The sequence below is a fragment of the Microbacterium sp. AK031 genome (genome assembly GCF_024807145.1).
Lineage (GTDB): Bacteria > Actinomycetota > Actinomycetes > Actinomycetales > Microbacteriaceae > Microbacterium.
On the sequence record NZ_JANUCA010000004.1, the window covers coordinates 204,030 to 217,098 of the forward strand.

A 13,069-nucleotide genomic window follows, 5' to 3' on the forward strand; every position below is an offset into this window, starting at 1 on the left:
TCAGACCGTTCGCCAATCGTGCTCTGTGATGGCTGCGCCGGCCTGCGGACCCATCTGGAGCATGCCGCCGTCGATCACCAGTGATGTGCCGGAGATGTACGCGGCCTCCGGCGACGCCAGGAACGCGATGAGCGCGGCGACCTCGCGGGCGTCGCCCGGGCGCCCCAGAGGAATCCCGGGGCGATCGATCCGCCTGGGGTCGGTCTCCGTCTCAGCGGACGTGGATATCGCAATCGCGCCGGGTGCGACGCTCACTGCACTGATGCCGTGGGCGCCGAGCTCGAGAGCCAGGTTCTTCATGAGTCCGTCGAGGCCGTGCTTGGCTGCGTCGTACGCGCAGTATCCCACCATGGGCTGATGCGCGTGCACGCTCGTCACGGCGATGAGCCTGCCGCCTCGCCCCGCGGCGACCATCGAACGCGCGGCGCGCTGCAGACACACGAAGGCACCCGTCAGGTCAGTGTCGAAGACGAGGTTCCACTCTTCGAGTGAGAGGTCGAGGAACGGTGTGTGCGAGCCGATGCCGGCGTTGTTGACGAAGACGTCGACGCCACCGAGTTCGTCGATCATCTCGTCGATGACGTCGCCGCACGCCGGGATGTCGGTGACATCGAGCTGAGCGACGACGGCTCTGGAGCCATGGCTGCGCACCTCTGCCGCGGTCTGCTCCGCTCCTTCCTGGTCGGTGTGCCAGGTCACTGCGACGTCGAGGCCTGCGGCGGCGAGTGCGACTGCCGTCGCGCGGCCGATGCCGGAGTCCGAGCCTGTGACGATCGCACGACGCGGTTCGTGTTCAGCTTCCATCGTTCGCGTCCGCGTCATCCGCCCATCGCAGCACCGCCACCGGATCCCGAACGGGTCGGCTCTGTCTCGGTGCATCGTCCGCAGTGGGTTCGTCATCCTCGATCAGGATCCGCGCGTCTGTAAGAACCGCCGCTCGCGCCAAGGCCTCGGCTGCGGTCACGCTGGCCAGGACACTGGCACCGAGGCTCTCCGATGCGTCGGTCGCCACCCACGGCGGCGCGTCGAGCGCGAGCAACGACCGGTCGTCGTCGAGCATCCGCCCATCGAGCAGCAGCGTCTGCACACGCGCCTGCTGCAGTGCCGCGGTGACCTCGGCGAGGCCCTCCGCCCCGCCGCTGCCGCTGTCGGTCGCGGCACGATCGCGAACTTCCCGGATCGTGGAGCGCGCATGCTCCGCGATGGATCGAGCGATCGCCGAGTCGAGTTCCGTCGAATCCGCGCCGTCAGCGCGCGTGTGCGCGTCGACTTCCACGACGAGTTCGCGTTCCGTCGCGGTCAGTGCCTCGATCAGCAGCTGTCGTGCGCGCACGTCGCCGGAGAGAGCGACGAACGCCGGGTGCTGTTCTCTGATGAGGTCGCTGACGGCGGCCGCGACTTCCTCTTGGTTGTGCTTCCAAAGGTTCTCGGCGTACCGCTGGTAGGCAGCGTGCGACCACCCTCCTGCCTGGACCTTCGTCATGCCGTCCGTTTCGCCTTCGATCTCAGCATCCGCGTCGGTTCGTCCTCGACCCGATGTCTCCAGGCGGATGTCGGCGCCATCACGGCTCGTCTCGACGACGAGGTAGCGTGTGGCAGCGCTGAGATGCCGGAGCAGCGGAAGCATCGTCGGCACAGGTCCGTGCCCGAGGCGTTCCGGCCCCATTCTCGCGCCGACGAAACCCCGATCGAGTTCGATGCGCCCGGCGGATGCCAGAACGACACGGGCGGAGGGACTCGGCAGCTCGTTGCGTGTGGCGAGCGCCGACTCGATCGCCGATGCATCCTCAGCAGGTGCGCCGGCCGCTTCGAGTCTTTCGCGCACGGAGCGTCGAAGAGCCTCCTCTTCGACCTGCGGAAGTGCACCCGGACCGTCGACGTAGGCACTGGTCCAGGGACCGGGACGGCCGAGCAATTCCACCAGGCCGAGGTCACTCATCGTCGCTCCGCTGAGATTCGGACATGTTCGTCTCCTCCTTGCTCGTTGCTCGTTGCTCGTCGGCACTAGTCTCTTCCCGGCGCCCTGATTCACCATCGGGGGTTGACATCGCGCGATCATCCGTTGAGGGGGCTCGTCCGATTGCCTCTGACATCGGGGCTCAACAGGTCTACCGTTCAGTCATGGGCACTCTCTTCTACGACGGTTCCGGGAGCCCGATCCATATCGAGGATCGAACCCTCGCGCATCTAAAAGTCGTCATCGCCACCCGGCTCCGCCGACACGAGAGCTTCACGCTGTCCTGGAAGCATCCCGACGGCGAGCCCCGCGGTCGGTCCACGATCTGGTTGCACCCCTCGATACCGTTGCGATTCGTGTTCGACGATCCGCGGCCGCCCGCGATCAACGGCCGATGGATCGAAGATCTCATGAACTCGGTGAGCTCGACGGGCGGGATCTTCCTCGTCGACGAGATGACCGAGCCGACCGACCAGTCCCACCCGCACGACAACGGATCATCCTGACGGGTTCTCCAGCGGCATGCCGTTCTCATCCGTCGTCTCGGGCAGTCCGTCCGACCGCGCCGGGCGTTCACCGACGACGGCCACGCCATCACCCGGCCCGCCGCCGTCTGTGATCACACCGCTCGGAATCGCCTCCTCCACGGTGTGCCGAGAACCGTGCTGCCGGGCGAACTCAAGGCCTGCGGCGACGGCCTCTTCCCGGCTGCTGAAGCTGAGGGAGAGCTCGTTCGCTCCCTCCACCTCGTTGACCCATTGGCCCTGCTTGTCCCTGGTGACCACATCCAGATGTGACAAAATCCAAACCTCCCGGCATGACGTCGTGCTCGGTCCTGACCTGCCGCAACGCTAAGACGTCGTACACGAGCCATCGAGGCCCTTGACACCGAGACGATGAAGGTTCCGACAACTTCGCCTGCTTGTCAACCCGTTTGGCGTCGGCCCCGCCGTCTGCGAGTGTCGCGGCACGAGACGGAGGAAGACATGAAGGCACTCACCTGGCAGGGCAAACGCAACGTGACGGTCGAACGGGTGGACGATCCGGTGATCGAGCAGCCGACGGATGCCATCATCACGGTGACGTCTTCTGCCATCTGCGGCTCCGACCTTCATCAGTACGAGTTGCTGGGTCCGTTCATCGACCGTGGAGACATCCTCGGCCACGAACCGATGGGGACGGTGGTGGACGTCGGGGCAGAGGTGGCGGAGCTGGCTGTCGGCGACCGCGTCGTGATCGCGTTCAACATCGCCTGCGGGCACTGCTTCATGTGCCGTGGCGGCCTGCAATCGCAGTGCGAGACCACGCAGGTCCGCGAATACGGTAGCGGTGCGGCACTTTTCGGTTATGCGAAGCTGTACGGCCAGATTCCCGGCGGGCAGGCGGAGTATCTCTGGGTGCCCCTCGCCGACTACAACCACATCGATCGATCTCGTGCGCAGAGGCGGGACGGTGTCACTCAGCGGCGTCTATGCCGGGGACGCCGACATCCTGCCGATGAAGACGATGTTCGACAAGCAGCTGAACCTGCGCATGGGTCAGTGCAACGTCAAACGCTGGGTGGATGAGATCATCCCGCTTGTCGAGGACCCCGCGGATCCGCTCGGCGTGCTCGACCTCGCCACGCACCACGCGTCACTCGGCTCGGCACCGGATCTGTACGGAACGTTCCAGCGCAAAGAGGACGGCTGCATCAAGGTCGTATTGAACCCCTGACTGAACCCCCTGCCCGAGGGGATTCGGGAACCGGAGCCGACCGTCATCTCCTGATCAGTCGGTCTCCGCACCCGACTCACTCGTCGCGCGGTCGTGCGGTCGATCGCCTCTGTGGAGGTCCAGTCGGCGACGGTGTGAAGTTCCAGTCGGCGACGGCGGGGATGTCGACGCCATGCTCGCGGGTGTGACGACGAGCATCCTCGCGCGCGGTCGCGAACGTGGCGCGAGCCTCCGAGGCGCTTTCGGCGAGCCCGGGTACGCGGTCGATCACGTCGATGGCGAGCCGATATCGGTCGATGTCGTTGAGCATGACCATGTCGAACGGCGTCGTCGTGGTGCCGCGCTCGCGGTAGCCGTGCACGTGCAGGTTCTCATGACCGTTCCGCCTGTAAGTGAGGCGATGGATGAGTGCGGGATAGCCGTGGTACGCGAAGATGACCGGCCGGTGCGTCGTGAACAGCGCATCGAAGGCTGCGTCCTCCAGCCCTGCCGGATGTTGGTCCGGCGACTGGAGCGTCGCGAGGTCGACGACGTTGACGACGCGCACCTTCAGCTCCGGGATGCTGTCACGCAGCAGCTCTGCGGCGGCGATGACCTCCTGGGTGGGCACATCGCCCGCGGCGGCGAGCACGACGTCGGGAGTCGCTGCCGGTCGTGTCGTCCCGGCCCACCCCAGCTCGCCGATCCCACGTAGAACGTGGTCACGGGCCTGGTCCAGGTTCAGCCATTGCGGCGCTGGCTTCTTGCCTGCGACGACGACGTTGATGCGGTCGGTGGCCTCGAGGCATTGCGTCATCGTCACCAGCAGAGTGTTCGCGTCGAACGGCAGATACACGCGCACGACTTCGACGCTCTTGTTGAGGACGAGGTCGATGAATCCCGGATCCTGATGTGTGAAGCCGTTGTGATCCTGCTGCCAGACATGGCTCGACAGCAGATATGTGAACGCGGGCAGCGGCTCGCGCCATGGAACGCCCGCGCTGGCCTCCAGCCACTTCGCGTGCTGATTGAACATCGAGTCGACGATGTGGATGAATGCCTCATATGACGTGAACACACCGTGGCGGCCCGTGAGCGTGTACCCCTCGAGCCAGCCCTGGCATAGGTGCTCGCTGAGAACCTCCATCACGCGTCCGTGCGGAGCGAGGTGCTCATCCACCGCTTCCGTGTCGGCGTTCCACTGCTTCGCGGTCACGTCGAACACCGCAGCCAGACGGTTGGACTCGAGTTCGTCCGGGCTGAAGATGCGGAACGTCTCCGGGTTGCGCCCGATGACGTCGGCCAACCACGCTCCGAGGATCTGGGTCGCCCCGGCTTCGGCGCCGCCAGGAGATTCGACCGGAACCGCGTGGTCGGAGATACCCGGCAGATCCAGCCTTCTGCTGATCCTCCCGCCGTTCGCCTGCGGGATCGCGCTCATCCGTCGGGCGCCCTTCGGCCCCCAACCCGCCGTCGCCTCGCGCGGCGCACCGGAGTCGTCGAACAGCTCCGTCGGTCGATACGAGCGCAGCCATTCCTCCAGCATCCGTCGGTGCCCGTCGTCATTGCGTACGTCGCTGAGCGGCACCTGGTGCGAGCGCCATGTTCCTTCGATGGGTGTGCCGTCGACCTCTTCCGGCCCGCTCCATCCCTTGGGAGAGCGGAGCACGATCATCGGCCATGGTCGGCGATCGCCGGTGAAGGCAGCAGCGCGCACTTGTTCGATACCGCTGAATGCACGATCCAGCGCCTCGGCGAATCGTGCGTGCACATCGGCCGTCGGCTCCGTCGCGGAGATCGTGACGAAGATCGGGTCGTAACCGTATCCGGTCATGAGCGCGGCCAGCTCGTGTTCCGGTATCCGCGCGAGGAGCGTGGGGTTGGCGATCTTCCAGCCGTTGAGGTGCAGGACCGGCAGCACCATGCCGTCGCGACGCGGATCCAGAAATCTGCTGCCGTGCCATGCCGTCGCCAATGGCCCAGTCTCCGCTTCGCCGTCCCCGACCACGCACACCACGGTGAGGTCGGGATCGTCCAGGGCTGCACCGAAGGCGTGGGCGAGTGAATAGCCCAGCTCTCCGCCTTCCTGGATGGAGCCTGGGGTCTCCGGGGCGGTATGGCTCGGGACGCCGCCCGGGTAGGAGAACTGGTGGAACAGCTCACGCATGCCGGCAGCATCCCGTGTCACGTCGGTGTACAGCTCCGAGTACGTGCCGTCGAGCCAGGCGTTCGCATTCATCGCCGGCCCGCCATGCCCTGGTCCGGCGATGAACAGCACGGGCTCGTCGCGTTCGACGATCACCCGATTCACATGCGCATAGACAAGGTTGAGCCCTGGCACTGTTCCGAAGTGGCCCAGTAGCCGAGGCTTGATGTCATCCACAGACAGAGGGCGGGAAAGAGTCGCGTCATCCTGCAGGTAGATCTGCCCGACGCTCAGGTAGTTCGCTGCCCTCCACCAGCGGTCGATCCGGTCGAGGGACTGCTCCGCCTCAGTCATGGGCGAGATCTCGTGCGGTTCCGCGGCATCCGGCAGCGCTCACGCCCGGCGCGGAGGTGGGTTCTGAGATTCTTTGGGGTCCGGCACTGCCGGCTTACCCTCGTCGACGCCGTCGGGTGTGATCGGGTCGAACCCCGAGTCATCTTCCCTGGTCTCTTCGAGTGGCACGTCGGTGATCTGCTGTTCCTCGAGCGGGTCCCTCTGATCGGACATCATGTGCTCCTTCCATCGGTCGACCCATCATGACGAGCGAGCCACGTGAGATGCCAGGGGGTTGACCGACGGACGAACTGCGCGTTATGCAGGCGAAGCGGCCGCTAGACGTGGGACGCACGGACGTCAAGCCCCTCACTCTTTCTTCTCCCGCGGCAGCATGCTTGATCTCCCTTCAGGATCGGAGCCGTCCGTGTCACTCACCTACCCCTCGTCCGCTGAGCCCGTCGCGATCGGCATTTCTGATGCCGGATACACAGCACGCGGGCCTCTCAGCGATGCCGTGCTGCGCAGGCTCACTGGCGGAGAGGATACGGATCACTGTGCACTCGCACGTCGGGTCGCAGACGAGACGCCCGACATCGCCCGCGACGATGACATCCAGGTCGCCCTGTTCACCCTCTACGCGTCGTCCTACGGCGCGATCGACGCATTCTCGCCGGATCTGGAATGGGACCCGCAGCTGATCGAGACGCGGCGCATTCTGGAAGCGCGATTCGAAAGCAGCATCCGAAGCGCCGTCGCGGTGCCGGAACTGCCGACGCCGACTGCGGATGCCGTCAGCCGAGCGCTCTTCGCACTCACGGGCGCTGATGCCGGCCCGAGCCTCTCGCGCTACGTCGCGAAGAAGGCGACGCTGGAACAGGCGCGGGAGTTCCTGATGCAGCGTTCGATCTACACCCTTCACGAAGCCGACCCGCATTCCTGGGCCATCCCCCGCCTGCACGGGCGGGCCAAGGCTGCGCTCGTGGAGATCCAGTCCGACGAATACGGCGGCGGACGCCCTGATCGCATGCATGCCGCGATCTTCGCGGCCACCATGCGCGGCGCCGGCCTCGACGACACGTACGGGGCCTACGTCGACGCGGTGCCGGCGCTCACGCTCGCCTCGCACAACATGATGTCGATGTTCGGCATCAACAGAAACCTCCTCGGAGCGATCGTCGGGCATCTCGCAGCGTTCGAGATGACCTCGTCGATCCCGAACCGCCTCTACGGCGACGGGATGCGCCGCCTCGGCTTCGGAGAAGACGTCACTGACTACTTCGACGAGCACGTCGAAGCAGATGCCGTGCATGAGCAGATCGCTGGGCGCGACCTGGCGGGTACGCTCGCCGAGGATCGCCCCGATCTGCTGCCGGACATCATGTTCGGAGCGGCAGCGTGCCTTGCTGTGGACGGATGGGTGGGCACCCACATTCTGGATGCATGGAGCAACGGCGAGTCGTCCCTGCGCACGGAGGTGCGGGGATGAGCCGGGACAGAGCGACGATCACTCCGTATCCGGACGGGCCGCTGCTCGTACGCGGAGACATAGACCTCGTCGCGGCAGACGGCGAGACGATCGAACGCCATCGTCGCACCGTCGCGCTGTGCCGATGCGGGTTGTCGACGATCAAGCCGTTCTGCGACGGCACGCACAAGGCCGCCGGGTTCCGCACCGAGGACTGATCGGCGTGCGCCTCGAAGCCGAGCGCGGCTGGGGTTGGTTCGGCACCGGCCCGTGACCGTCGGACACGGTTCGAATGGGAAGGTACGAGGTGTGCTGATCGACACCAAGCTGTCTCGGCACGAAGCGATCGTGATCGCCGACGACGACGTCCGTTATGAGGGCGATGCGCTGGCATCGATCGTCGCTGATCTCACGTCAGCCGACCTGGTGAAACCGCAGAACTACTTCGCCCCAGCTCCATGGCGCGCCAGGTGGGACACAGCTCGCAGCCTGCTCAATCGCGCGTTGGGGTCTGAATATCCGGGCACCTATGCGCGGCGCCGGTCGACGATAACGGCGGCGGGAGGATACGACGCCGATGTCCCTGTTCGAGAACCTCGAGTTGGAGCGCACGGTGCAGGCGATCGGCGGCACGGTGCGCACCCGCGCGACCTGCTCATCGCGCGCCGTCCACCGAGCGTGGAGCACTTTCTGTCGCAGCGTGTGCGTCAGGCCTACGACAGCTTCGCGCAACCCGGCAGGCTGCTGCTCGAAGCATCAGTCCTCCCGATCCTGATCTGCCTGCGGCGTCGGCCCGGCGCGATCGTGATGCTGGTGGTGCTGTCGATGGCTGTCGCCGAGTACGGCAGCCAGCGCGATCACGGATCGACGGTGTTCCCGCGGTCGAGCGTGTTCTGGATTCCGCTCTGGATCGCCGAGCGCAGCATTGCGACCCGGCTCGCTGTCGGGCTTCGAGCCCGAGGCGGCGTGCAGTACTGCGGCGGCCGGATCAGAAACGCCGCGAACCCGACCAGGGTGCTGCGACAGAGGCTGTCGGTACAGCGGGGCCATCGTAGTTCGGCCTGTTCCGGAAAGGAACTCTGAACAGCCATTTATGGCGGAGACGAGGGGATTTGAACCCCTGGACCCCTTGCGAGGTCTCCACCTTCGCAGGGTGAAATTGCACTCTTGCCCGATCAATCAACTGCTGCCAATTCTACCGCAGAATCACGCTAATTAGTACACCTAATCAGGTCTTTTACACGGGCCCATTTCCCGCTCGCGAGGCACTCCACACACTCCAGACTCGCTGAGAATCAACACCCTCGGGATGCTCGGGGACACCTGGGGGTCACCTGACAGCGCGCGGGCATGGACGCGTCTGAACGCCGCGAGTCCTCGCTGTACGCCGTGGGCGAAGAGCCTTCTGTCTGTTGCGACGGCCCGCCTAAGCTCGTCATTGAGCGACGTCGAGAGCTGCGCGAATAATGCTGTCAGTGTCGATCTGGTGGTGGTGGTAGGTGTCATCGAGTTCACCAGATTGCCCAAATTTTGACACTCCGAGGTGCCGCGCCTGCACCTGAGTGATGCCGCTTAGGAACTAGGAGCTCACGGCAACCTGAGTCTGCTTGGACAGCCGCAACCAGGTTTCTACTACAGTGTCGGGGTTGAGTGACATCGATTCGATGCCCTGGGCAACGAGCCATTCGGCTAGATCGGGATGATCACTTGGTCCTTGACCACAGATACCGACGTACTTCCCTGCACGGCGGCATGCTTCGATCGCCATCGACAGCATCTTCAACACCGCTGGATCACGTTCGTCGAACGTCGCGGCGACAAGTCCGGAGTCACGGTCGAGGCCGAGGGTGAGCTGTGTCATATCGTTCGATCCGATCGAGAAGCCGTCGAAGTACTCGAGAAACTCGTCGGCGAGAACTGCATTCGATGGGAGTTCACACATCATGATGACGCGGAGCCCGTTCTCGCCACGACTCAGCCCGTTCTGACCGAGAAGTTCGATGACCGCATGGGCTTCTCCCACTGTGCGCACAAAGGGCACCATGATCTCGACATTTGTGAGACCCATTTCATCGCGAACGAAGCGAATTGCCTCGCATTCCATGTCGAAACATTCACGGAAGTCAGCCGAGATGTAACGAGATGCGCCGCGGTAACCGAGCATCGGGTTCTCTTCGTGGGGTTCGTACAGCTCTCCGCCGATGAGGTTTGCGTACTCGTTTGATTTGAAGTCCGAGAGGCGAACGATCACCGGTTCCGGAGCGAATGCCGCAGCGATCATGGATATGCCTTCGGCGACCCGCTTCACGAAGTAGTCGCGGGGCGATTCGTACGGTGCGATGCGCTCTGAGATCTCTGCCTGCAGCGCGACCGGCAATGTGTCGAACTCAAGAAGCGCCCGCGGGTGAATCCCAATCTGACGGTTGATAACGAACTCGAGTCGAGCAAGCCCGACGCCCTTGTTGGGGAGCTTCGAGAAGGCGAAGGCTTGGTCAGGCGTGCCCACGTTGAGCATGATCTTGGTTGGGCTTTCGGGCATTTCGTCAAGACGCGTGATGACTTCTTCGAAGGTAAGAATCCCCTCGTAGATAAAGCCGTTGTCGCCCTCCGCGCATGACACGGTCACGCTCTGACCATCGTGTAATAACGTGGTGGCGTCGCCGGTGCCGACGACGGCAGGAATGCCGAGTTCCCGAGCGATGATCGCCGCGTGACACGTGCGGCCACCGCGGTTGGTGATGATGGCGGAAGCCTGCTTCATGATTGGTTCCCAGTCGGGGTCGGTCATGTCTGCAACGAGCACATCCCCCTTCTGAAACTCGCTCATCTGTGCGAGCGATGTCATCACACGCACGGGGCCCGCACCGATTTTCTGGCCAATCGCTCGACCGATGCTGATTGCGGTGCCCGGTTCTGCGAGTACAGATCTGCGCATGACGTTGCCATCGGTGCGCGACACCACCGTTTCGGGGCGCGCCTGCAGAATGTAGAGCTGTCCGTCAATGCCGTCTTTGCCCCACTCGATGTCCATCGGGCGGGCGTAGTGATTTTCGATCACCAGCGCCTGGCGTCCCAGCTCTTCAACTTCAGCATCCGAAATGCTGAACTGTGCTCGTTCGGCCAGCGCGACATCGGTGAACACGGTGCTCGCGCCGGCCTGCGTGCCGTCGGCGTAGACCATCTTGATGGCCTTCTCACCGACCGAGCGCTTCAAAATCGCGGGACGCCCCGCGCGGAGTGCCGGCTTGTACGCGTAGAACTCGTCAGGATTGACCGCGCCCTGCACGACCGCTTCGCCCAGGCCGTAAGAGCTAGTAACAAAGACAGCGCGGTCGAACCCCGACTCGGTGTCGACAGTGAACAAGACTCCGGATGCTCCGACATCGGAACGCACCATGCGCTGGATGCCGGCAGACAGCGCAACGTCATGGTGGTCAAAGCCGTGGTGCACCCGGTATGCGATGGCACGGTCGTTGTAGAGGGAAGCGAACACGCTGCGCACCGCTGTGAGGATGTTCTCTATCCCATTGATGTTCAGGAAGGTCTCTTGCTGACCTGCGAATGATGCGTCTGGAAGGTCTTCGGCCGTTGCGCTTGAACGCACTGCCCATGACACTGTGCCGGGCTCCGGGTCGCCCTGTACGAGTTCGGCATAGGCGGCACGCAGCTCGCCTTCGAACTGCGCCGGTAGCGGCTGCTGCTCGATCCATTCGCGCACGTTTGCACCGACGCGAGCAAGTTCTGCGACGTCACTGACGTCTAGAGCTTCTACAGTCGTGCGAATACGGTCATACAGACCATCTGCGGCGAGAAACTCGCGGTACGCACCTGCGGTGGTGGCAAAACCTCCCGGCACCCGTACCCCAGCATCCGAGAGATTTGACACCATCTCTCCGAGTGAGGCGTTCTTCCCACCAACCTGGGCAACATCGCCCATACCGATCTCGGTGAACCAGAGGATGTTCGTCATGAGGACTCCTAAAGTGTTGTGCATTGTGTGCATGGGTGGTTCGCTGACGAAGCGATGGATCAACTTCGTAGTCGCATGGACTGCATGATGACGGCCGACATCTCTTCGACAGATTTCGTCGACGAGTTGAGAAACGGCACGCGATTGCGGCGATAAAGATCTTCAGCTCGGCGCAACTCGAGCGTGCACTGCGCCAGACTCGAATACGTCGAGCTCGGCCGACGCTCGTGACGCACCTGACTCAGCCGCAATGGCGTAGTCGTCAGGCCGAAGCACTTGTCGACGTAACGAGAGACTGCGGCGGGCAATCCGTCGGCCGGATAGTCGTCATCGGTAAGCGGGTAGTTCGCCACCAAGAGCCCGTACTGAAGCGCGAGATACATGGTCGTCGGCGTCTTGCCGCAACGAGAGGGCGCGACGATAATGACGTCCGCAATGTCAAGAGCACGCATGCTCTGACCGTCATCGTGCTCGATCGCGTACTCCACGGCGCGCATCCGCGCGAAGTACCGCTCAATGTTTCCCACACCGTGGTACTGACCAAGTTGCTCTGACGCGGGACTACCCAGCGCATCTTCCAGCTCACGAAGGTGACCGCCTAGTAGGTCAATCACCACCGCGCCGGACTCGCCGAGTTCGCGGAGGATCTCAGCTGACTTGACTGTTGCAAAGACCAGTGGTTCGGCACCAACAACTGTGGCTTTTCGCACATCTTGCGCCACGTTGTGGGCGCCCGCGATGGTGTCGACGAACGGAATCGTGTGCCGTCGAAACTCGACTCCAGGAAAGTTCGCCAGCAGGGCGCTACCGAGCGTCTCTGCGGTAATGCCGGTGCTGTCAGAGACGAAGTAGGCCGCCTGAAGCCCGCGCTTGCCGCGCAGGTCTGAACTGGTCGTTCGAGCTGAAGTCTCGATGTCGTTCTCCACTCCTTGAGTCACTACCTGACTCAACGCTAGGAGAACTAGTTCGGTTTATTCATAGGTTTTCAAGGATAAGAACGGCAAATATTACGCCAAGAGTATGAAAAGGAGCCCGCGCACGATGCACGCGCGGGCCCCAAAATGTCACTACTCAGCTAGAGAATCGCTGCGTGATCGTTCCGATCTGGGTGAAAAGCGTCTCACCGGAGACGAGGAATCGGTTCGGCTTCATACCTGCGCCCACCCCCGGCGGTGTCCCGGTGAAAATGACGTCACCCGGAAGCAACTCGACCGTCTGCGAAAGTCGGCTCACGAGCTCAGCAACCGGAAAGATCAGTTGTGCTGTTGAGCTATCTTGCACACGACTCACGGTGCCGTCGGCACCGATGATCGTCGTCGAAATCGCAAGCGCATTAGGATCAGCGAACTCGTCAAGTGAAACAATCACGGGTCCGATTGGGGCAAAATTCTCGAACGACTTACCCATGCTGAACTGCGCAGGAGTCCCCTGCCACTGGACGGTACGCTCCGACAGATCTTGACCCACGGTAGGGTCTTTGGTTTCAACCCGTTAGGCTCC

General features: G+C 63.5%; 12 protein-coding genes and 1 pseudogene. 5 read left to right on the forward strand and 8 right to left on the reverse strand.

Annotated features, from left to right (window positions below):
* Nucleotides 1-822, reverse strand: coding sequence for an SDR family oxidoreductase (locus HDC95_RS10425; protein WP_259063390.1), 822 nt, complete (start codon nt 820-822; stop codon nt 1-3).
* Nucleotides 794-1,939 carry a Vms1/Ankzf1 family peptidyl-tRNA hydrolase gene (locus HDC95_RS10430; RefSeq protein WP_259063391.1) on the reverse strand — a complete coding sequence of 382 codons (1,146 nt, stop codon included), beginning with the start codon at nt 1,937-1,939 and terminating at the stop codon, nt 794-796. Before HDC95_RS10430 ends, HDC95_RS10425 begins: the two co-directional genes overlap by 29 nt.
* A 182-nt stretch (nt 1,940-2,121) precedes the next feature.
* Here HDC95_RS10430 and HDC95_RS10435 point away from each other — a divergent pair, with 182 nt between their 5' ends.
* Nucleotides 2,122-2,463: a hypothetical protein gene (locus HDC95_RS10435; protein ID WP_259063392.1), complete on the forward strand. Its 342-nt coding sequence runs from the start codon at nt 2,122-2,124 to the stop codon at nt 2,461-2,463.
* Here the strand turns inward: HDC95_RS10435 and HDC95_RS10440 are convergent.
* Nucleotides 2,455-2,757, reverse strand: coding sequence for a DUF2188 domain-containing protein (locus HDC95_RS10440; RefSeq protein WP_259063393.1), 303 nt, complete (start codon nt 2,755-2,757; stop codon nt 2,455-2,457). The two genes, HDC95_RS10435 and HDC95_RS10440, sit on opposite strands and share 9 nt — an antisense overlap.
* 186 nt (nt 2,758-2,943) lie before the next feature.
* Here HDC95_RS10440 and HDC95_RS10445 point away from each other — a divergent pair.
* Nucleotides 2,944-3,673, forward strand: a pseudogene (locus HDC95_RS10445) (alcohol dehydrogenase catalytic domain-containing protein).
* Nucleotides 3,674-3,749: 76 nt separating this feature from the next.
* On the opposite strand, the gene HDC95_RS10450 reads toward HDC95_RS10445, so the two are convergent.
* Nucleotides 3,750-6,152 carry a phosphoketolase gene (locus HDC95_RS10450; RefSeq protein WP_259063394.1) on the reverse strand — a complete coding sequence of 801 codons (2,403 nt, stop codon included), beginning with the start codon at nt 6,150-6,152 and terminating at the stop codon, nt 3,750-3,752.
* A 39-nt stretch (nt 6,153-6,191) separates the two neighbouring features.
* Nucleotides 6,192-6,365 carry a hypothetical protein gene (locus HDC95_RS10455; RefSeq protein WP_259063395.1) on the reverse strand — a complete coding sequence of 58 codons (174 nt, stop codon included), beginning with the start codon at nt 6,363-6,365 and terminating at the stop codon, nt 6,192-6,194.
* A 232-nt stretch (nt 6,366-6,597) separates the two neighbouring features.
* Between HDC95_RS10455 and HDC95_RS10460 the strand changes: the two genes are divergently transcribed.
* From HDC95_RS10460 to HDC95_RS10470, 3 genes are all read left to right on the forward strand, one after another.
* Nucleotides 6,598-7,620 carry an iron-containing redox enzyme family protein gene (locus HDC95_RS10460; RefSeq protein WP_396652693.1) on the forward strand — a complete coding sequence of 341 codons (1,023 nt, stop codon included), beginning with the start codon at nt 6,598-6,600 and terminating at the stop codon, nt 7,618-7,620.
* Entirely contained in the window at nt 7,617-7,817 is a 201-nt protein-coding gene (locus tag HDC95_RS10465; protein ID WP_259063399.1) for a CDGSH iron-sulfur domain-containing protein, read from the forward strand. The genes HDC95_RS10460 and HDC95_RS10465 overlap by 4 nt, the downstream gene beginning before the upstream one ends.
* A 91-nt stretch (nt 7,818-7,908) precedes the next feature.
* Nucleotides 7,909-8,682: a glycosyltransferase family 2 protein gene (locus HDC95_RS10470; protein ID WP_259063401.1), complete on the forward strand. Its 774-nt coding sequence runs from the start codon at nt 7,909-7,911 to the stop codon at nt 8,680-8,682.
* Nucleotides 8,683-9,178: 496 nt separating this feature from the next.
* Here the strand turns inward: HDC95_RS10470 and ppsA are convergent, their stop codons facing one another.
* The 3 genes from ppsA to HDC95_RS10485 form a co-directional block, all read right to left on the reverse strand.
* Nucleotides 9,179-11,569, reverse strand: a complete 2,391-nt coding sequence (gene ppsA / locus HDC95_RS10475; RefSeq protein WP_259063403.1) for a phosphoenolpyruvate synthase — start codon at nt 11,567-11,569, stop codon at nt 9,179-9,181.
* 59 nt (nt 11,570-11,628) lie between these two features.
* The gene (locus tag HDC95_RS10480) at nt 11,629-12,450 is read right to left on the reverse strand and encodes a pyruvate, water dikinase regulatory protein (protein WP_259063427.1); all 822 of its coding nucleotides are present in this window, start codon (nt 12,448-12,450) and stop codon (nt 11,629-11,631) included.
* Between the two features lie 190 nt (nt 12,451-12,640).
* On the reverse strand, nt 12,641-13,036 hold the full coding sequence (locus HDC95_RS10485) for a fumarylacetoacetate hydrolase family protein (protein ID WP_259063404.1): 396 nt from the start codon (nt 13,034-13,036) through the stop codon (nt 12,641-12,643).
* Between the last annotated feature and the right edge of the window lie 33 nt (nt 13,037-13,069).

Bases quoted from the DNA above. Each gene is read 5' to 3' on its own strand.
- HDC95_RS10430 (WP_259063391.1), bottom strand. From the start codon at position 1,939: ATGAGTGACCTCGGCCTGGTGGAATTGCTCGGCCGTCCCGGTCCCTGG.
- HDC95_RS10435 (WP_259063392.1), top strand. From the start codon at position 2,122: ATGGGCACTCTCTTCTACGACGGTTCCGGGAGCCCGATCCATATCGAG.
- ppsA (WP_259063403.1), bottom strand. From the start codon at position 11,569: ATGACGAACATCCTCTGGTTCACCGAGATCGGTATGGGCGATGTTGCC.
- HDC95_RS10450 (WP_259063394.1), bottom strand. From the start codon at position 6,152: ATGACTGAGGCGGAGCAGTCCCTCGACCGGATCGACCGCTGGTGGAGG.
- HDC95_RS10465 (WP_259063399.1), top strand. From the start codon at position 7,617: ATGAGCCGGGACAGAGCGACGATCACTCCGTATCCGGACGGGCCGCTG.
- HDC95_RS10425 (WP_259063390.1), bottom strand. From the start codon at position 822: ATGACGCGGACGCGAACGATGGAAGCTGAACACGAACCGCGTCGTGCG.
- HDC95_RS10455 (WP_259063395.1), bottom strand. From the start codon at position 6,365: ATGTCCGATCAGAGGGACCCGCTCGAGGAACAGCAGATCACCGACGTG.